The organism is Morganella psychrotolerans, from assembly GCF_001676055.1.
Taxonomy (GTDB): domain Bacteria; phylum Pseudomonadota; class Gammaproteobacteria; order Enterobacterales; family Enterobacteriaceae; genus Morganella; species Morganella psychrotolerans_B.
On sequence record NZ_LZEX01000043.1, the window covers coordinates 81799 to 102170 of the forward strand.

At 45.7% G+C, this 20372-nt stretch carries 13 protein-coding genes and 1 pseudogene; 9 read left to right on the top strand and 5 right to left on the bottom strand.

Annotated elements, in window-relative coordinates; all coding sequences use genetic code 11:
- Positions 1–165: 165 nt before the first annotated feature.
- The 5 genes from atoD to AYY17_RS17440 all read left to right on the top strand — a co-directional run bounded on the left by atoD (position 166) and on the right by AYY17_RS17440 (position 4905).
- The gene (gene atoD, locus AYY17_RS17420; protein ID WP_067425864.1) at positions 166–816 is read left to right on the top strand and encodes an acetate CoA-transferase subunit alpha; all 651 of its coding nucleotides are present in this window, start codon (positions 166–168) and stop codon (positions 814–816) included.
- Positions 817–827: 11 nt separating this feature from the next.
- Positions 828–1493 (top strand): 3-oxoacid CoA-transferase subunit B, encoded by a 666-nt coding sequence (locus tag AYY17_RS17425; RefSeq protein WP_067425867.1) that lies wholly within the window; start codon positions 828–830, stop codon positions 1491–1493.
- Positions 1490–2812, top strand: a complete 1323-nt coding sequence (locus AYY17_RS17430) for a TIGR00366 family protein (RefSeq protein WP_067425870.1) — start codon at positions 1490–1492, stop codon at positions 2810–2812. Before AYY17_RS17425 ends, AYY17_RS17430 begins: the two co-directional genes overlap by 4 nt.
- A gap of 23 nt (positions 2813–2835) precedes the next feature.
- A complete protein-coding gene (locus AYY17_RS17435) occupies positions 2836–4020 on the top strand; it encodes an acetyl-CoA C-acetyltransferase (protein WP_067425873.1) in 1185 nt (394 codons plus the stop codon).
- A gap of 552 nt (positions 4021–4572) precedes the next feature.
- Positions 4573–4905, top strand: a complete 333-nt coding sequence (locus AYY17_RS17440; protein ID WP_067425876.1) for a helix-turn-helix domain-containing protein — start codon at positions 4573–4575, stop codon at positions 4903–4905.
- Positions 4906–5285: 380 nt separating this feature from the next.
- On the opposite strand, the gene AYY17_RS17445 is transcribed toward AYY17_RS17440, so the two are convergent.
- Together AYY17_RS17445 and megL are read right to left on the bottom strand one after the other, a co-directional pair.
- Positions 5286–6569 carry an SLC5/6 family protein gene (locus tag AYY17_RS17445; RefSeq protein ID WP_067425879.1) on the bottom strand — a complete coding sequence of 428 codons (1284 nt, stop codon included), beginning with the start codon at positions 6567–6569 and terminating at the stop codon, positions 5286–5288.
- 237 nt (positions 6570–6806) lie between these two features.
- On the bottom strand, positions 6807–8003 hold the full coding sequence (gene megL / locus AYY17_RS17450; RefSeq protein WP_067425882.1) for a methionine gamma-lyase: 1197 nt from the start codon (positions 8001–8003) through the stop codon (positions 6807–6809).
- A gap of 836 nt (positions 8004–8839) precedes the next feature.
- Here megL and AYY17_RS17455 point away from each other — a divergent pair.
- Positions 8840–10480 (top strand): sigma-54 interaction domain-containing protein, encoded by a 1641-nt coding sequence (locus AYY17_RS17455; RefSeq protein ID WP_067425885.1) that lies wholly within the window; start codon positions 8840–8842, stop codon positions 10478–10480.
- A gap of 4 nt (positions 10481–10484) precedes the next feature.
- On the opposite strand, the gene phrB is transcribed toward AYY17_RS17455, so the two are convergent.
- Both phrB and proP read right to left on the bottom strand, forming a co-directional pair.
- A complete protein-coding gene (gene phrB, locus AYY17_RS17460) occupies positions 10485–11918 on the bottom strand; it encodes a deoxyribodipyrimidine photo-lyase (RefSeq protein WP_067425888.1) in 1434 nt (477 codons plus the stop codon).
- Between the two features lie 63 nt (positions 11919–11981).
- Positions 11982–13484 carry a glycine betaine/L-proline transporter ProP gene (gene proP, locus AYY17_RS17465; protein ID WP_067425892.1) on the bottom strand — a complete coding sequence of 501 codons (1503 nt, stop codon included), beginning with the start codon at positions 13482–13484 and terminating at the stop codon, positions 11982–11984.
- Positions 13485–14713: 1229 nt separating this feature from the next.
- Between proP and AYY17_RS17470 the strand changes: the two genes are divergently transcribed.
- Entirely contained in the window at positions 14714–15025 is a 312-nt protein-coding gene (locus AYY17_RS17470) for a helix-turn-helix domain-containing protein (protein ID WP_067405797.1), read from the top strand.
- Between the two features lie 278 nt (positions 15026–15303).
- Positions 15304–16280 (top strand): annotated as a pseudogene (locus tag AYY17_RS17475) (LysR substrate-binding domain-containing protein).
- Between the two features lie 382 nt (positions 16281–16662).
- On the opposite strand, the gene AYY17_RS17480 reads toward AYY17_RS17475, so the two are convergent.
- Positions 16663–17841, bottom strand: a complete 1179-nt coding sequence (locus tag AYY17_RS17480) for a M20 metallopeptidase family protein (RefSeq protein ID WP_067425895.1) — start codon at positions 17839–17841, stop codon at positions 16663–16665.
- 805 nt (positions 17842–18646) lie between these two features.
- Between AYY17_RS17480 and poxB the strand changes: the two genes are divergently transcribed.
- Positions 18647–20368: a ubiquinone-dependent pyruvate dehydrogenase gene (gene poxB / locus AYY17_RS17485; protein ID WP_067425898.1), complete on the top strand. Its 1722-nt coding sequence runs from the start codon at positions 18647–18649 to the stop codon at positions 20366–20368.
- Positions 20369–20372: the final 4 nt, after the last annotated feature.

Here is a 20372-nt window from a genome sequence, read left to right on the forward strand (position 1 = left end):
TATATATCTATTAATTCACCTTGTTAATTTATTTATTTTTTAATTCAATTATGATTGAATATCAGTATGTTGAGTCTTGGTCGTTGTAACAAAAAAACGACATTATTATTGGCATGCCACTTGCTATTACCTTTCTGAGAATATTTTATTTCAAAGGGAAGGAAAATGAAAAATAAACAAATAACAACAAAGAAAGCCGGCGAGTTTTTTCATGACGGAATGACTATTATGGTCGGTGGTTTTATGGGTATAGGAACACCCCCGCGCTTAATTACCGAATTATTAGAATCCGGCGTAAAAGATTTAACGATTATTGCGAATGATACCGCGTTTGTTGATACCGGCTTAGGTCCGCTGGTGGTGAACGGACGGGTGAAAAAAGTCATTGCATCTCATATCGGAACCAACCCGGAAACCGGACGCCGCATGATCGCCGGTGAAATGGAGGTTCAGCTTGTTCCTCAGGGCACACTGGCGGAGCAAATCCGCTGTGGTGGTGCCGGGCTGGGGGGATTTTTAACACCTACCGGGGTCGGCACCATTGTTGAAGAGGGTAAACAAAAAATAACCCTCGATGGTCGTGATTATCTTCTGGAGCTCCCGCTGCGTGCCGATCTGGCACTAATCCAGGCTCACAAAGCCGATTCCCTCGGCAACCTCACCTATGAACTCAGCTCCCGCAATTTTAATCCACTGATGGCACTGGCTGCGGATATCACTATCGCAGAGCCGGATGAAATGGTCGCTGTCGGTGATATTGACCCGGATTGTGTCGCCACACCAGGGGCGATTATTGACTGGCTGATTGTGGAATAAGGAAAACAATGATGAATGCAAAAGAACTGATTGCCCGCCGCGTGGCGCTGGAACTGAATGACGGTGATGTTGTTAATCTCGGGATTGGTCTGCCGACGCAGGTCGCGAACTATTTACCGGAAGGTGTGCATATTACGCTGCAATCGGAAAATGGTTTTCTGGGGCTGGGTCCGGTGACAACGCCACACAAAAACCTGGTCAATGCGGGCGGACAGCCCTGCGGTATTTTGCCGGGTGCGGCGATGTTTGACAGTGCGTTCTCCTTTGCGCTTATCCGTGGCGGTCATGTGGATGCGAGTGTCCTGGGCGGCCTGCAGGTGGATCAGCATGCGAATCTCGCGAACTGGGTTGTGCCGGGCAAGATGGTACCGGGCATGGGTGGCGCGATGGATCTCGTGACCGGTGCACGCAAAGTTATTATTGCGATGGAGCACTGTGCAAAAGATGGTACAGCCAAGATTTTGGCTGATTGTACGATGCCGCTGACTGCTGTTAATGCGGTTGATGTACTGGTGACTGAACTGGCGTTATTCCGTTTTGAAAATAAACAGATGGTGCTGTGTGAGTTTGCGCCCGGTGTGGATATTGACACTATCCGTGAGAAAACAGGCGCGCAGTTTATTGTTTCACCCGATCTCTGTGAGATGCCGTCAGGTGTTGCTGAGGGGGTTGTATGATCCGAAGCATCTCCCGTGTGATGACCCGTGTGGTGAGCCGTTATCTGCCGGATCCGTTGATCTTTGCAATGCTGCTCACGATGCTGACATTTATCATCGCACTTTCACTGACACCAAGTACACCGATGGATCTGGTGAATATGTGGGGGAACGGATTCTGGAATCTGCTGGCATTTGGTATGCAGATGGCATTGATCATTGTTACCGGTCATGCCCTGGCAAGCTCTCCGCCGGTTAAACGTATTTTACGGATGACCGCGTCACTGGCAAAAACTCCTGTCCAGGGGGTGATGTTAGTCACCTTCTTCGGTGCGATCGCCAGTGTGATTAACTGGGGCTTCGGATTAGTTGTCGGTGCAATGTTTGCGCGTGAAGTGGCCCGCCGTGTTCGTGGCTCCGACTATCCGCTGCTGATTGCCTGCGCCTATATCGGGTTTATGACATGGGGCGGCGGTTTTTCCGGCTCCATGCCGTTACTGGCGGCAACACCGGGTAATCCGGTTGAGCATATCGCCGGGCTTATCCCTGTCAGTGACACTATTTTCACCCGCTACAATATTTTCATTACTCTGTCGCTGATCGCCATCCTGCCTTTTGTTACCCGTCTGATGATGCCGGGTAAGGGGGATGTGGTGATGGTCGACCCGGCACTGCTGGAAGAAGAGCCGGATTTCCAGAAAAAGCTGCCTCCGGACGCTCCCGTATCAGAGCGTATGGAGGAAAGCCGGATTATCACATGGATTATCTGTCTGCTCGGATTTAGTTTCCTCGCGATGTATTTCATCAAGAATGGTTTCAATATCACCATTAACACCGTCAACATGCTGTTCCTCCTGACCGGTCTGCTGCTGCATAAAACGCCGATGGCCTATATGCGCGCAGTCAGTTCCGCAACGAAAAGTACCGCCGGGATCCTGGTGCAGTTTCCGTTCTATGCCGGTATTCAGCTCATGATGGAAGGTTCCGGATTAGGCGGCCTTATCACTGAGTTCTTTATCAATGTTGCAGATAAAGACTCCTTCCCGCTGATGACCTTCTTCAGTTCCGCACTGATTAACTTTGCTGTGCCGTCCGGTGGCGGACACTGGGTTATTCAGGGGCCGTTTGTTATGCCTGCGGCCCAGGCTCTGGGTGCCGACCTTGGTAAATCCGTTATGGCCATCGCCTACGGTGAGCAGTGGATGAACATGGTTCAGCCATTCTGGGCGCTGCCGGCACTGGCCATTGCCGGCCTGGGTGTCCGGGACATTATGGGGTATTGCATTACCGCACTGCTCTTCTCTTGTCCGATTTTTATCATTGGTCTTGTTTTTCTTTAATAACAAAAGGATAAAGAAAGAAAATGAATAATATTGTTATTGTTGGTGCATTACGTACCGCTATCGGAAGTTTTAATGGCGCCCTGGCGGATGTCAGTGCTGTTGAACTCGGCACCACCGTTGTGAGTGCATTACTGAGAAAAACAGAACTTGAGCCGGGTCTTGTTGATGAAGTCATTATGGGCAATGTGCTGCAGGCAGGCACAGGGCAGAATCCCGCACGGCAAATACAAATAAACAGTGGTATTCCGGATGAGGTTTGTTCTTACACTGTTAATAAATTATGTGGCTCCGGACTTAAAAGTGTTGCTCTGGGTGTTCAGGCTATCAGTAACGGGGATGCTGATATCATTATTGCCGGTGGTACGGAAAATATGAGTCAGGCTCCTTACCTTCTGGACAGCCGCGCACGTAAAGGTTTACGTCTTGGCGACGGTGTGGTTCAGGATTCATTGCTGAAAGATGGTTTGATGTGTTCTATCCATGGCTACCACATGGGGGTTACCGCAGAAAATATAGCAAAAGCATATAATCTCAGCCGTGAAGATCAGGATGCGATTGCGCTGGCATCACAATTGAAAGCGGAAAGCGCTATTACACGCGGAGCATTCAAAGCAGAAATTGTGCCGGTCACAATTAAAGGTCGTAAAGGTGATGTGATTGTCGATACTGATGAGTTCCCGAAAGCCGGCTCAACGGCGGAAGGGCTGATGAAGTTACGTCCGGCATTTGATAACGAAGGAACAGTGACAGCCGGTAATGCATCCGGTATCAATGATGGCGCAGCGGCACTGATGCTGATGACAGAAACACGGGCTAAATCTCTCGGGCTGGTTCCGCTTGCCCGGGTTCGTGGCTATGCATCCGGTGGTGTTGCACCGGCACTGATGGGACTCGGCCCTGTGCCTGCAACGCGGAAAGTACTGGAAAAAACAGGTTTATCTCTCAGTGATATTGATTTAATTGAAGCGAATGAGGCCTTTGCTGCGCAGTTCCTTGCTGTCGGGCGTGAGCTTGGTTTTGATCCGGAGAAGGTGAATATTAACGGTGGTGCCATTGCATTAGGTCATCCAATCGGAGCAAGTGGTGCACGGGTTCTGGTCACGTTGCTGCATGCATTACAGGCACAGAATAAGACCCTTGGGCTGGCGACGCTGTGTATCGGTGGCGGCCAGGGAATTTCGATGATTATTGAGCGCCTGCAATAGCAGTATCGGGCAGTCTGTTTTTGTTATTACCCCACCCGGCCGAGGCCGGGTGGTTTGCTTGTTTTTTGTGCTTATTAACAAAAATGCAGATAAGTTAATTTTTCGTGTAAAATATTTACATTAATTTAATTTATTACCTTTTGTTTACTCGTCTTAATGTGGTTACACGCAGTGTTATTATTCTGAAAACGGGGTGGGTGGGCTAAACACAATTGCTTACATCCTGTAAAAACTCGGTATTTAGACGGTATTTAAGGGAATGCATGTTTATTTTCTGATTATTTGGTATATAACACCTAATATACTAATCCATTGCACTTTTAATCGATTTATATTTTTAACTATTATATTCTTACATCATGATTTCTAAGGTGAAATATACCGTTACATTCAGTCATTATGACCCTGTCTTTTACTCACAAACAGCATATCCTTTGGTTTTTCAAAAATGCCCCTATCTACGATAAACTACTTATAGTTTTAAGTGTTTATTCTATGATCCGTAAACTAAATAAGGAATTTTAGTGATGGTCTGTATAGGGTTATTGATCAATGATAAAAAAATATGCTGTATCCGAAGCTATCGGACAAGTTATCAGGCAATACCGGAGCAACGCGGGCTTAACAACAAAACAACTGGCGCACAGAATAGGGATTAGTCAGCAGCAACTGTCCCGTTATGAGCGGGGTGTAAATCGTATTGATGTCGATACGCTATTACGTGTCAGTCTGGCGTTTAAAATCACTCCCGGGCGTTTCTTTGACGAAATGAATGAATCCTATACCGGATCTGAGCAGTCTGCCTATGATGACGGGGAAGGGGACATACAGGAGATTCGTATGAGCCTTATCGCGGATAGTATAATTTCACCCCGTGATTTTTAATTATTACCTATTTTAATTTTTATATAACAAACAGAATAGCATGACTGATTTGCTGATTATCTGACCGGGTTTTCTATAGGCAGTAATACGTGAAAACAGATGAGTACAATGGTAACCATCAGGATCCTTTTCTCAGGTAAAAAGCGGGAGACATAATCTCCCGCAACAGGCTTTTATACTCTTATTCCTTCAGACCGCAGGCGCACCGGGTTACATAGTTTATCTGTGCGCCCCGTCTGTCTGCCTTCTGAACGGAACAAGGTCACAAGGACAGAGGTTCTTTATTCATATAACAGTGCTGAGCTTTTTAACGTCACAAAACCGGTATCAGATACCGGCTTTGTGTGGTACTTACATCGGTCTGTTTTTATTCAGTCCGGTTACTCAAGGTATTTAAAGAATGGTGCAATGAGCAGCAGGATACCGAATCCCATAACACACCAGGCTTTCCAGTCTTTGAATTTTTTCAGTTTCGCAACACGGAATACCAGGTAAACAGGGATTAAGCAGGACACGATGGCATATAACGGACTACCGATCTGGAAGAATACAACTACGGAGAAACCGGTAGACACCCATGCTGTCAGTAATGCAACGATAAAGACAGAAATAAAGATGTTTAACACGGTGTAGTTAATTTTCTCTTTGTCCATGAAACGGGAGAGCAGGTTAACAGCAAGACCTTTGACTGATTCCTGGAAGCCCAGGTAGATACCGAAGAATGCTGTCAGAACCGCAAAGATATTCAGTACTGTTGTCATCACGCTGACTACTGCGCCCGGAATAACCTGAGCGGCAATTGCCAGTGCAGAGATGTTCTGTTCAAACGCTGATACAGCCTGCTCATGACTGATAGAGAATGTAAAAGAGAATGAGAAGAACAGGATAATAGTGACCAGTGTGATGTATGCCACGCGGTGAGCGCGGATAGCACGGTAGGTCGCCACACGTTTGTCAGATTCCAGCTTACGGTACGCGATATTCATCGGGTTCAGAATCTGAACGAAAACCGCAGAGAAGAAAGCAAACGGAACAGTTAACAGTACGTCGCGGGTAAAATCACCTAATGCCGGGAATGCAGTAATATTATTGAAATCCCAGTGCGGGATCATCACCAGACCCAGGGAAATAATAATACCAACTTTAACAATAACCATTGGCCCGGAGATTTTGAACAGCAGTTTCTCGCCTTTAGACGCAACGAAAATCAGCGCGGAGAAGACAAGGACGCGATATATCAGTGAGTCAGAGAGAACACCTTCTGTAACGCCGAAAGTATGGAGGTAAGAGGCACTGTCGAAAATAACGGAAAGGGAATAAATAAATATGCCGTGGATAAGCATCAGGAAGTAAATAATCCCCAGTGCGACACCCCAGTTACTGCCGAGATACTGTGTAATAATGTTTGTGTAGTCTTCACACTCTTCACTTTCAGACAGCGTATTCATATATAACTTCTGCAACATATACGTTGCCGGATACGCGATCATGAACGCTAAAATAAATACCCAAATACCTTTTAAGCCAATCTGGATTGGCATTACAACCGTACCTGCACCAATCGCCATACCAATACAAAGTACTACCCACCCGGCGTCATACATTGTAAACGGTATTTTGCCCAGCGCTTTCGCGGGATTCTCGGTTGAGGTCATATCCGCCATACTAAGCCCCCTTAGTTTTCATTATAATTTATTATGATTATGGTTTTTAAAAAAAATCAGCACAGTTTTATTTTTTTGTTACTGCTAAAAGTATTTTTCAGATACTTAAAGAGCACGCAGATGAATTCAGAGTGGCTCCAATGAATTTTCCCGCGTGCTCCGTGTACTCATCCCGCTGCGTTATTAAACGACGACGTGATGAGTACATTACTGATGACTTAATTTTTCGTTCCGGTATTAAGCAACAGCTTTCGCGATTGCTTGTTCCAGGTCGGCAATGATGTCTTCAGCTGTTTCCAGACCGACGGAGATACGAATCAGACCGTCAGTGATACCTGCTTTCAGACGCTCTTCAGCCGGAATCGGTGAGTGAGTCATTGACGCAGGGTGTTGGATCAGAGTTTCAGTATCGCCGAGGCTTACTGCCAGCAGACATAATTCAACGGAGTTCATTACTTTACGACCGGCTTCAATACCACCTTTAATTTCGAAGCTGATCATACCGCCGAAGCCGCTCATCTGTTTTTTCGCTAATTCGTGCTGCGGGTGAGATGGCAGACCCGGATAGAATACCGCTGTGATATTCGGGTTAGTTTCTAAATATTCAGCAACTTTCATTGCGTTAGAGCAGTGACGCTCCATGCGCACATGCAGAGTTTTCAGACCGCGCAGAGTTAACCATGCGTTGAACGGGCTCATTACGCCACCGGTGATGTCTTTAACACCAACCAGACGTGCAGGAACCAGGAAGTCAGCAGGACCGACAATCACACCACCGATAACGTCGCCGTGACCATTGATGTATTTAGTGACACTGTGAACCACGATGTCTGCACCTAATTCCAGCGGACGCTGGCAGTACGGAGACATAAAGGTGTTATCCACAACCAGCATAGCGCCGCCATCGTGAGCAACATTTGCAGCCGCTTCGAGGTCGATCATTGCCAGAGTCGGGTTAGCAGGAGTTTCGACATACACCATTTTGGTGTTTGGTTTCATTGCTGCTTTGATATTTTCAGGATTATCAGCACGAACGAAAGTGACTTCGATACCGAACTTAGGCAGTGTGTGAGACAGCAGTGCATAAGTACAACCGTACAGTGTGTCAGAAGCAACAATGTGGTCGCCCTGGCCGCACATGGTCAGAATAGTGGTGGAGATGGCAGCGATACCTGAAGAAGTTACCAGAGCGGCTTCGCCGTTTTCCAGAACACGCATTTTTTCTTCTAATGCTGCGTTAGTCGGGTTACCTAAACGTGAGTAGATATAACCTTCTTCTTCTAATGCGAAACGTGCTGCCCCTTGCTCTGCGCTGTCAAAAACGAATGTAGAGGTCTGATAGATTGGGGTTGATAAAGCACCTGTCAGTGGATCAGGTTGCTGACCAGCGTGAACAATCTTAGTTTCATAACCTTTATTCGAATAATCGTGCATATATCCTCCAGGATAAAAATTTTTATTTTGCCAACATGTGTTGTTGCAGTAATAAAAGCAACATGCGTGCCAACTCCGGAAGAATTTTTATAACACATTGAATTAAAATGAATAAATAACTTTAACGCATAACTTAGATGAAGTCAGCTAAAGACAAAGTGGAAAGTAAACTGTAAGAAATGATGACAAAGTGGAAAGAAAGTTGACAGTAGGTTGCCACTTTCTGATAGACCTGACAGAGGAGTTAATCACATCGAGGGGTAAAACCAGATGTGCGTCACATTATAGCCCCAAAAACGAAGAGTGATCCAGATCTCTTTTTAAATTTTTTCCTGAACCGATATGTCCGGCAGTTGATAGTGATCAACACTTAGTGTGCGCAGTTGTTTTAATTGCTATGTTTCCAATTATTTATCGCGTCACTACTTTGTGAGCCAGCTCAGGTATTGCATGTGATTTTTTCATAGAATTGAGATATCTGCCTGATACAGGTTCGTCAATCTTGTTTATAGTAAGTAATGTAATAGAACCTAAAATAATAATTATACCCTTATTCATTCAAACTGCAGGTTCGTTGGCCGCACTCAGATAACCAGGTCACATACTTGTGTATGCTCCCAGTCTATCTTCCCTTGTCGCCTGCCTGCATCTCGAATGACGTTGGGTATATATCCTGTATGATAAGTACGCTTATCGTACGGTTTTTTTATTCCGCTTTATTTTGTTTTTATTTTGATACTTTGTTTACTACACCAGGTATGTATCTTTCGGGTTAACTCTGGTGAGTGAGCAAAAGTGTATGCACTACACATCATTAACCGGGAGTGGCTAAACACATGTCTGCATATAGATGGTTGATTAATACCATTGACCGCGTCGCCATGGTGGAAGAGGTCATCAATGAGTTTTCCGTGTCTGAAATCAGCATTAATTCCATGGAAGTATTTCCGTGCAAAATTTATGTCAAATTCAATGCTGAATGTGAGCGCGACGTCAAACTTCTGCTGAGTAAACTCCTTCTTAATCCCGATGTTATCAGCATCACCCGCTCTAAACTGCAACCCTACGAACGCAAAGAAAAAGAGCTTCAGGCGATACTTGAATCCACCACTGACGGTATCATCGGGATCAATAATCAGGGCAATATCAGCTACTTTAATAAAGTGGCGGAAGAATTTTTCTCAGTATCACGGGAAAATATTGTCGGGATAAATATCAGTAAAATTCTCAGTAATAAAAACCAGGAGGTTATCACCAAACTTCTTGGCGGTAACAGTTTTGATCATTATCAGATGGTCACCGGCACAGCAAAAGGTGAGCTTTACTATATTTGTTCGGGCCGGCCTATTCTCAGTGAAGAGTCTCAGGTGATGGGCGCGGTGATTACCTTTAAAAGCCTGCGTTCTGTTCAGCAGATGGCATCATCGGTAAATAAAAGTCTGCCATTCAGTTTTGACGATATCATTTGTGAAAGTGAAATCATGATCAATTTGATTGATTTTGCTAAAAAAATATCAATAAGCCCGTACACGGTGCTAATCCGGGGTGAAACAGGAACTGGTAAAGAGCTGTTTGCCCGTGCGATCCATAATGCCAGCGACCGTAATGGTCACCCGTTTGCGCCGATAAACTGTGCGGCATTGCCGGAAAACCTGATTGAAAGTGAGCTGTTCGGCTATGAAGGCGGTGCCTTCAGCGGAGCAAGTAAAGGCGGAAAAATGGGGTTATTTGAATCCGCCAATCACGGGACTGTTTTTCTGGATGAGTTCGGTGAGCTCTCTCTTATTCTGCAAAGTAAATTACTGCGTGTATTGCAGGAGGGCGTGATCCGCCGGGTCGGCGGGCACAAAGAGGTGCCTGTGGATGTGCGGATTATCGTGGCGACGAACCGGAACCTGGAAGAGATGATCGAGAATAAATCGTTCCGTGAAGATCTCTACTACCGGATTAACGTGATCCCGATAAACATCCCGCCACTAAAAGAGCGTAAAACAGATATTCCTTTGTTATTACAGCGTTTTATCAGTAAGTACACCGAGGAACTGAATAAGCGGCTCAGTTTGTCTCAGGATGCTTATCATCAGTTAATGGCCTACTCATGGCCGGGTAATGTCCGTGAATTACAGAATGTTATCCTGCGCGCTATTCATCTGGCATCCGGGGCCGAAATTACAGTCAAAGACTTATGGCTGCCTCATGAAGAAGTGATGGCAGCACCGGTGCATCGTCAGCAGCCGGTAAACCGGGCTGAGAGTCCGTCTGCGCAGGACTTACCGCAGGAGGAATATAGCCTGAAAGAATCTATTGCCCGGCAGGAAAAAAGTCTGCTGGAAGATTATTTGCGTCGTTACGGCTCTGCCCGCAAAGTGTCACGGGAAATCGGAATGTCTCATACCACAGTACTGAACAAAGCCCGGTTTTACGATCTGGAACATTTACTTACCTACCGCTCTGTCCGGCGGCAGGAACATAAATAGGCGATTACTGCCCGTCATCTTTTATGGCAGTGTGGCGGGCTGTTTCATAGGCTTCAATAGCTCTGATCCGCGCCATACTGTGATCAACCATCGGATGTGGGTAGTTAAGTGCATACTGGTTTTTGTCAGCCCATTCATGCGGCGTATGAATATATTTTGCCGGGACTGCGGCGAGTTCCGGTAACCAGTGGCGGATAAAACTGCCGTCAGGATCAAAGCGCTTTCCCTGAGTTACCGGGTTAAAAATCCGGAAATACGGCACAGAATCATGCCCTGTTGATGCCGCCCACTGCCAGCCGCCGTTATTGGCGGCAAATTCACCATCGACTAAGCGCGACATAAAATAATGTTCTCCGCGCCGCCAGTCGATTAATAAATCTTTTACCAGAAAGCTTGCGGTGATCATCCGCAGGCGGTTATGCATCCAGCCGGTTTCATTAAGCTGGTGCATTGCCGCATCCACAATCGGGAACCCGGTTTTCCCCTGCTGCCAGGCAGTGAGTGCGTCACTGTCCGGTGACCAGATAATAGATTCAGTCCAACGCTGCATAGGGCGGTGGCGGCTCAGGTCCGGATTCAGAGCCAACTGGTGAATATAAAACTCACGCCAGATAAGTTCGCAGAGCCAGGTATAAGCGCCACTCTCCGGTTCATCTGCCACCATCGGGAAATTCAGGCGAAGCGTGCTCAGACACTGGCGTACAGAGATAATGCCGGTTGCCAGATACGCAGAGATCAGACTGGTGCCGCGGAGTGCCGGAAAGTCCCGTTGCTCACGGTAGTCAGCTGCATCCCGCTGACAGAAATCAGCCAGCCGTTGCAGTGCCGCATCTTCCCCGGACGGAAAAAGCGGATGCTCTTGTGCGGCCAATCCGGTATCTGCCGGTGTCACCGGCGCACCTTGTGCTTTTGGCGCGGGCAGAACGCGGACAGCCGTTTGCATCAGTATATTCAGAAATGCGCGGCGAAAAGGCGTGAAGACTTTATAGATCCCGCCCTGTTGGGTACTCACGCCGCCCGGAGGCAGCAGTACACTGTCATCAAAGGTATAAAAACGGCAGGTATCCGGGAGAATGGCGGCAAATCGCCGGTCACGGCGCTGTTCATTCAGTCCGTACTGATTATTGGCATAGACGGCAGGTGTTTTGTGTTTCCGGCACCATTGTGCCAGCCAGTCTGCGGCATCTGCATAGGTACTGCATAATTGAACATGCAGGGAGATACCCAATTCGGCTGCGGCAATATTGAGCGCACGCAACTGACAAATAATCAGCGCCTGCTGCGATGCGGACATCGCATGTTGCTCCCATTGCTGCGGTGTGGCGGTAAACACCAGTGTCACATTGCGGTGCGCCTGACAGGCGGTGTGCAGCGCCGTATTGTCTGTCAGTCGCAGATCCTGACGCAGCCAGACAACAGCCGGTACTGAGTCCGTCATAGCCTTTCCCCTGTTCACATTATAAAAAAGCCCGCGTCATAAGAGGCGGGCCGCAATGAAAAACTAATCTAATTTAGGATGTTGATCAATCAATGATTGTCTGCGTTTTTGCAGTGTCTCAATTTCGTCATCAATCTCTTCAATTTTGTGCTCAATATTATCGTAATGCTCAAGCAGGATCTCTTTGGCTTCTGCCCGGTCAGATGCGGCAGGTGTTGCTCCGCGTAACGGCTTATTTGCTGTTTCTTTCATTATGATACCCGTGGCCAGACCGATGACGGCAATCACCATCAGATAATACGCAGGCATATAAAGATTTTGTGTGGCCTCAACCAGCCATGCTGCTGCGGTTGGTGTGGCTCCCGCGATAAGAACAGAGATATTGAATGAAATCGCCAGGGCGCTGTAGCGGATTTTGGTCGGGAAGATAGCCGGTAAAATGGAGGCCATCACGCCGGTGAAACAGTTCAGTAAGATAGCGAGGATTAATAATCCTAAGAAAATCAGTCCGATAATGTCACTGTTAATCAACATAAAGGCCGGTACCGACAGAAAAAATAATCCGATACTGCCTGCAAGAACAAAGGGTTTACGTCCGATACGGTCACTCATCATTCCGATTAAGGGTTGCACAAACAACATACCAATCATAATCGCGATAATAATCAGCACACCGTGGTCTGCGCTGTAATTCAGGTTATGAGACAGATAGCTAGGCATATATGTCAGCAACATATAGTAGGTGACGTTGGTGGCAATCACCAACCCGACACACACCAGCAGGCTTCTGCCGTATTTTGAGGCAATCTCGCGTAAAGTAACCCGTGGTTTATTTTCACCGGTACCCGGATTTGCGTTTTCCATATCAGCAACATGTTGCTGAAACGCCGGAGTTTCTTCCAGAGCATGACGCAGATAGAGACCAATCACACCCAGCGGCAGTGCCAGGAAGAACGGAATACGCCAGCCCCACTCATGGAAGCTCTCTTCTCCGAGAATACTCGAAAGCAGAACCACAACACCCGCACCACAGACGAAACCTGCGATAGAGCCGAAATCCAGCCAGCTTCCCATAAACCCGCGTTTACGATCCGGGGAGTATTCCGCAACAAAGATAGCGGCACCGGAATATTCACCTCCGACGGAGAATCCCTGCGCCAGTTTTGCCAGTAACAATAAGACCGGCGCCCAGATACCGATAGTGGCATAAGACGGGATCAAACCGATACAGAAGGTACTGACAGCCATAATGATTATGGTGATGGAAAGGACTTTCTGGCGACCAAACTTATCGCCCATAATACCGAAAAACAGTCCCCCCAGAGGGCGGATCAGGAAAGGCACTGAGAAGGTAGCGAGTGCGGCGATCATCTGAACGCCGGGTGATACTGCCGGGAAAAAAACCTGACCCAGTACATAGGCTAAGAAGCCATAGACCCCGAAGTCAAACCATTCCATTGCATTGCCGAGTGATGCGGCCGTAATTGCTTTCTTTAATTTACCGTCATCAATAATGGTAATGTCATTGATATTTAGGGGCTTTTGTTTTGTTTTCTTGCGTCTCATCGTTGTATCCTTTTACTCCGTTCCGGGTGGATTAACGTGATGGTTATTCACCAAAACCCACAACGATTTTATTTATAATAGTGGATTAATCGGTAACAGGAGATATCTAACGCTAAAGCGGTAAGCATAAATGCGTAGATTTTTTCGCATTTGCTTATCTTGTTAAATATATCGGTTGATCAGGTATGACCCAGCTAACGCCGTATTGTGTGGTGAGCTGATGGCAGGACAGGAAGAATAGGAAAGTATGACGTTGTAATAACCAAAAAAAGTACCTGTATTTTGAATCGAGGTCATCTAATCTAGCATAAATAACAAAATTTGTAAAATTACCGGTTTTTTATGCTGATTTATCTCATTTATGTGGTGTATTTTTATAGGTATTTACAGATTTCTCGTTTTAAATTTTTCTGAAAAACGGTAATTTTAACGTCGGACAGAATAATGCACCAAAACATAAATATAAAAGTTTTTATCAGTTATTTTGGCGATAACGCCGTTAAAACTGCCACTAATTCCATATTTAATTTAATAACCAAAAAAAGAAAGGGAGAAAAACAGTGTTAACAGTGGATATATTACATGATGGTATGTTATGAAGATGTTTCATTTTATTTCTCAATTTTCTGAATTTTCTCTATGACCTTTTCTGATAATTACGGCATTTTTAATTAACTCACGATGACGGGTTTGAATAATTTCTTTATGTAATAATAAGATAATCTTTGGATTTATATCCTGTGTAATAGTAATTTACAGTTATAAGTGTCAATGTGTATTTTAGAAAGTGTAAGTTGTTTCAAGATATATCGGTTTTTTTCTATTTAATTAAGTGTTAATAAGCATTAAAAGAAAAATATTTAGCATTATATGTCGATAATTAACCCTTTTTGCCTTAGTGGTTTATACCTAGTCTACTTGTGAATTGAATGGTAAATATACGATAATACATAGGGTTATCACTCTTTCTCTCACAGAATAATTCTTTTTTTACAATTCGTTAAGGCTTGGGTGCGTAGGTTTCAATTTGGTAAACGAATATGTAATATGTGTTTCAACATGTGTATGGTACTGGTATGCATAAGTACCTTCATGTAGTAGTTAAAAAAACAACAAAGAGCAAAACTTTGTGAATATCAATTGGTCCACTTTCTTTAATTAACGCATATTTTGTTAGTTATCAGGGTCATCCCTGATAATGACCGCAGCTATATGTGAGGGATAGCGACATGACCAAAGCAAAAAACTCAATAGCCCGTGCTGTTGGGCAAAAAATTCAGGTGTTACGAAAAGATCACGGTATTACTGCTGCAAGACTGGCTGAAATGATTGAAATCAGTCAACAGCAAATGTCACGTTATGAACGTGGTGTAAACCGTGTGGATGTTGATTGTTTAGTCCGTATTGCAGATATCTTTGAAGTGCCGGTTGGTTGGTTCTTTACTGATATTGAAGGACGAAGCAGGCGCGACGGAGCAAATGAACGGGAATCCTGGAAAGCGGAAACTGTTATTTTGCCTGTTGAATCCGAACTGATGTGATTTCGTGATAACTGAGTAACGCTCAATATTATCTCAAAAATCCGTTATTAGCGTGCTAATAACGGATACCGTTTTTTGTAGAAAATCTGTTTTTTCTCTGTTTTTATTTAAACGGATCAATACATTTATCATTGCCTCTATTGCGTTTTGTGTGTTTATTTCTTCATCATCCGCCTTGTGCTATCATTCAGGGTACACAGCAGTCGTATTACTCCTATAGTCCTATTTATTAATAATTTTAATATTTTTAATCCGTTTTATAACTGGATAATTAAGCAATGAATATTAATCAGCTCAAAAGTTTTGTTGAGGTGGTCCGAAGTGATTTTAATATCACGAATGCTGCCGAAAAACTGTATACATCGCAGCCAACGGTGAGTAAACAGCTTAAAATTCTTGAAGATGAACTGAACGTTTCTTTATTTAACCGGAAAAATAATAACTTATTATCACTTAGTCCGATTGGCGAAGAAGTTCATCGCGTTGCCTGCGACATCCTTGCGCAGTTTGATAAAATTAAAAGCCTGGTATCTAACGAAGACAGCACAATTAAACAGAATCTCCGTATTGCCACGACCCATACTCAGATCCGCTATAAATTACCGAAAGTCATTGAGCGCTTTAATGCCCGTTATCCGAATATTTCCCTGCATTTTCATCAGGCGCGCCGGCACAACTCGCTGAAATGGTTAAGAACGGGGATGTGGATTTCGCTATCGCAACAGAGTCACTGCACCTGTATGACGATTTACTGACCCTGCCGTGTTATCAGTGGTCACGCAGTGCTATTGTGCCGCATGATCACCCGTTGGCGCAGCATGAGCAACTGACGATTGAAGAGCTGGCGAATTATCCGCTGATAACCTATGTATTCGGATTTACCGGGCGTTCCAAGCTGGATCAGGTCTTTTATCAGAATCATTTAACACCCAATGTGGTATTAACGGCAGTCGATACAGAGATTATTAAATTTTATGTAAAACGGGGGGCAGGTGTGGGGGTTATTTCCTCTGTCGCGTTTGATTCACAGGAAGACAGTGAAACATTGCGTTGTATTAATATCGGAAATTTGGTGAAACCGAGTTATACCCATATTTGCATCAGTCGCCATACACATCTGAAAGATTATATGTATGACTTTATTTCCTGTTATGCCCCGCATCTTGACCTGAATTATATTCATCAGCCGGAACAGTGGTTGCCTGCTGAGCAAGGTGAGAGGGATGTGCTGTACCGCGCATTACCCGAACTCTGATATACCCTTATTCATTCAAACTGCAGGTGTGTTGGCTGCGCTCAGCTAACCGGGTCACATACTGATGTATGCTCCCCGTTTATCTTCCCTTGCCGCCTGCCTGCATCTTGAATGACGTCGGGTATACTACTCTTACTGATTCAAACTGCAGGTGTGTTGGCTGTGCTCAGCTAACCGGGTCACATACTGATGTATGCTCCCCGTCTGTCTTCGCTTGCCGCCTACAGGCATCCCGAATTATTTAGAGTATACCCTTATTCATTCAAACTGCAGGCTAGTTCCCTGCATCCCGAATTATTCAGAATATAAACGCAATATTTATGATAAAAAAAAGCCCGGTAACATCTGTTACCGGGCCTGATATTGCTGTGTGTTTTTATTATTAATGTGTGGCGATGTTAATAAAAATTTGTGCGCCGATCAGCAGACAATCATCGTCTACAAAATAAGGGTTGGCGTGCAGATAGTTATCAATACCTTTGGCTTTGTTTCCGCTGCCTAAGAAATACATGGCGCCGAATTTATCTTTGGTGGCATTTACCATATAACTGAAGTCTTCGCTTCCGGTCATTGGTTTGCCGTTTGCGTCAATATTTTCTGCCGGTAAGAACGCGGCAGCGGCTTTATAAATTGCAGCAGCAGCCTGTGGATGGTTAATAACCGCAGGGTAGCCGCAGGCATCCAGTGTGGTTTTAAAACCACCGGCTTCGCTGCGGGCAACAATCTCTTTAAAACTGGCTTTTAAGATATTATTGGTTTCTTCATCCATTGAACGGATGGTTCCGCGTGCCTGAACGTAATCCGCCAGCGCATTAGGAATAGTACCGCCATTGAACATTCCGCAACCAAAAACCGCCGGACTGAAAGGATCGGTTTTTTTGGCGACAATGTAATCCATATAATCGATTATACGGGTGGCTTCGCGGATAGCATCCAGGCCTTTGTGCGGGGTGGAGCCGTGTGCGGAAATCCCGTAAACATCCAGCGTCCACGCCGAGCCGTAGGAAGACATAACACCTGCATTAAAGCGGATAAGCCCGGTCTCAATTGCCCCGTCATTGTGCAGCCCGTAGACTTCATCAACACCGTCCATACAGCCCATTTCGACCATTTTATCCGCACCCGGAATACGCATATCCTCTTCTGCCATCTGGAAGATGAAGCGGATGTTACAACGGAGTTCGTCGCGGTGCTCACTCAGGTATTTTGCCGCAGTCAGCGCGATGGTCATGTGGGTATCGTGGCCACAGTTGTGTGCGCAGCCTTCATGCACCGAGCTGTGCTCGTTACAGGTCATGTCCGGCATTTCCAGACCATCAATATCAGTGCGGTAAGCAATCAGACGTTTTGCGGGGTCGATCATTAACTCTGCGGTAAACCCGGTATACCCTTCAAACGGACGAATGGTATAACCGAAGCTTTCCATCAGTTTGCGACAATATTCTGAGGTTTTATACTCTTCACCGGACAGCTCAGGGATCTTATGTAAGTCCTGGCGGGTTTTCTTGCTGAACTCCTCAAGAGCAAAAAGTTTCTCACTGATATTATATTTATTAGTCATTACATTATACCCCGTTTACTGAAACCGGTTTATGTGCTGGTGAAAGAAGCCCTGGTGTATACTCTTATTCATTCAAACTGCAGGTTTGTTGGCTACGCACAGCCCGCTGGGTCACATACTAATGTATGCTCCCCGGCGGTCGGAGCTTGCCGCCTGCCTGCATCTTGAATGACGTTGAGTATAAGCGCGGGCATGACCGGAAATGACCGGTCACACCACAACGCTGGCGCAACATGAGTACATTTTATTTTTACGCTGACACCTTCTGACAGAACCGGCGGGATTCTGTCATCAGTGAATAGTCGTTATTTATTTGCAGGAGGGATTTTAACGTCAGATATAAAAAAGTGAGCGTGACGGAGATCGGGTTTATATCATATCAGTATTGCATGGGGTATGAATAATAATGATGATGACTGCAAAATAAAAAATAAAGCCATTCAAAATAAATAAAAAAATACAGATTTATCAGTATATTAAAGATATTTAAATTATCATCTTATTTCGCGGTGAAAAGTAATGTAAATATAAATATCGTGGTGGTAAAAGTAATATTAATATTATTTACCTTAATTTAAACAGGCTTATTTATATATCAGCAAGTCTTTTTTAGATTATCCCGCCCTGCTTCAGAATACACCATAGATTGATTCTGCTGATTTACCTTATTGCCGGTTGTTTTATCTGCGTCTGGTGTGGACTACACTCAGGTTACGGGATAACGATATCGGGCAAGGTTTGGATTGCTCCGTGTCACACCATTTTCCTAATCAGATTTGATAACCAGTAAGAGGGAAGGTTTACGATGAAGCAGACAGTCGCGGGTTATATCGCAAAAATGTTAGCGGATGCAGGAATCAACCGTATCTGGGGTGTCACCGGAGACTCGCTGAACGGGTTGAGTGACAGTTTACGCAAATTGGGTACGATTGAATGGATGGGAACACGGCATGAAGAGGTTGCTGCATTTGCCGCAGGTGCAGAAGCGCATCTGACCGGCAGACTGGCAGTATGTGCAGGCTCCTGTGGCCCCGGAAATCTCCATTTAATTAATGGGTTATTTGATTGTCAGCGTAACCGCGTACCGGTATTGGCGATCGCTGCGCATATTCCTTCCGGTGAGATTGGCAGTCATTATTTTCAGGAAACGCATCCGCAGGAATTATTCCGCGAATGCAGTGTTTACTGTGAACTGGTGTCAAACCCGGAACAGATTCAGCAGGTGCTGGGAATTGCCATGCGCAAAGCTATTCTTGAGCGGGGTGTGGCGGTTGTGGTTATTCCGGGAGATGTGGCGTTAAAACCCGCACCGGAATCTGCCCGCAATGTCTGGTATGAACCGTCTCTGCCATTGGTGATGCCGCAGCGGGATGAACTGATGAAGCTGGCGGATGCACTTAATGGTGCGAAAAACATCACACTGATGTGCGGGGCAGGATGTGCCGGTGCACATGATGAAGTGCTTAAACTGGCAGAAACACTGAAAGCCCCGGTGGTGCATGCGCTGCGCGGTAAAGAGTATCTGGAATACGATAACCCGTACAGTGTGGGAATGACCGGGCTTATCGGGTTTTCGTCCGGCTACTATGCTATGGAAAACGCAGATACCCTGGTGCTGCTCGGCACGCATTTTCCGTATCGTGCCTTTTATCCGGCAAAAGCAAAAATTATTCAGGTGGATATCAACCCGGGCAGTCTCGGTGCGCACTGTGCTGTGGATATGGCGGTCATCGGGGATATCAAAGCCACTCTTAATGCGATTCAGCCCCGGTTACACGCCAAAGAAGACCGGACGCACCTTGATAATGCCCTGAAGCACTATCAGACGGCCCGCAGTGACCTGGATGCGCTGGCAACAGCAAGTAAACGGGAGCTTATCCACCCGCAGTATCTGGCGAAAAAAATCAGTGAGCTGGCAAATGAGGATACTGTTTTCACCTGTGATGTCGGCACGCCGACTGTCTGGGCGGCACGTTATCTCACCATGAACGGGAAGCGGCGGCTTATCGGCTCCTTTAATCACGGATCGATGGCAAATGCGATGGCGCAGGCTATCGGCGCACAGGCAATTGATCGCAAACGCCAGGTGGTAGCCATGTGCGGTGACGGCGGATTCAGTATGCTGATGGGGGATTTTATTTCGCTGGCACAAATGAAACTACCGGTGAAAATTATCATCTTTAACAACAGTGTCCTGGGTTTTGTCGCGATGGAGATGAAAGCCGGCGGTTATTTAACCGATGGCACTGATCTGCATAATCCGGATTTTGCGGCGATGGCAAATGCCATGGGTATCAAAGGGATACGGGTTGAAGACAGTGAGTCACTGGATGATGCCCTGAAAACAGCATTTGCGCATGACGGCCCGGTTCTGGTGGATGTGGTCACAGCCAAACAGGAACTGGCGATGCCGCCGGACATTAAATTTGAACAAGCTAAAGGATTCAGTCTTTATATGCTGCGCGCGATTATTAACGGGCGGGGTGATGAGATTGTTGATTTGGCAAAAACCAACTGGTTGCGCTGATACT

Excerpts from the sequence above, each read along its gene's own strand:
- atoD (WP_067425864.1), top strand. The coding sequence starts at position 166 with ATGAAAAATAAACAAATAACAACAAAGAAAGCCGGCGAGTTTTTTCAT.
- AYY17_RS17425 (WP_067425867.1), top strand. The coding sequence starts at position 828 with ATGAATGCAAAAGAACTGATTGCCCGCCGCGTGGCGCTGGAACTGAAT.
- AYY17_RS17430 (WP_067425870.1), top strand. The coding sequence starts at position 1,490 with ATGATCCGAAGCATCTCCCGTGTGATGACCCGTGTGGTGAGCCGTTAT.
- AYY17_RS17435 (WP_067425873.1), top strand. The coding sequence starts at position 2,836 with ATGAATAATATTGTTATTGTTGGTGCATTACGTACCGCTATCGGAAGT.
- AYY17_RS17440 (WP_067425876.1), top strand. The coding sequence starts at position 4,573 with ATGATAAAAAAATATGCTGTATCCGAAGCTATCGGACAAGTTATCAGG.
- AYY17_RS17445 (WP_067425879.1), bottom strand. The coding sequence starts at position 6,569 with ATGGCGGATATGACCTCAACCGAGAATCCCGCGAAAGCGCTGGGCAAA.
- megL (WP_067425882.1), bottom strand. The coding sequence starts at position 8,003 with ATGCACGATTATTCGAATAAAGGTTATGAAACTAAGATTGTTCACGCT.
- AYY17_RS17455 (WP_067425885.1), top strand. The coding sequence starts at position 8,840 with ATGTCTGCATATAGATGGTTGATTAATACCATTGACCGCGTCGCCATG.
- phrB (WP_067425888.1), bottom strand. The coding sequence starts at position 11,918 with ATGACGGACTCAGTACCGGCTGTTGTCTGGCTGCGTCAGGATCTGCGA.
- proP (WP_067425892.1), bottom strand. The coding sequence starts at position 13,484 with ATGAGACGCAAGAAAACAAAACAAAAGCCCCTAAATATCAATGACATT.
- AYY17_RS17470 (WP_067405797.1), top strand. The coding sequence starts at position 14,714 with ATGACCAAAGCAAAAAACTCAATAGCCCGTGCTGTTGGGCAAAAAATT.
- AYY17_RS17480 (WP_067425895.1), bottom strand. The coding sequence starts at position 17,841 with ATGACTAATAAATATAATATCAGTGAGAAACTTTTTGCTCTTGAGGAG.
- poxB (WP_067425898.1), top strand. The coding sequence starts at position 18,647 with ATGAAGCAGACAGTCGCGGGTTATATCGCAAAAATGTTAGCGGATGCA.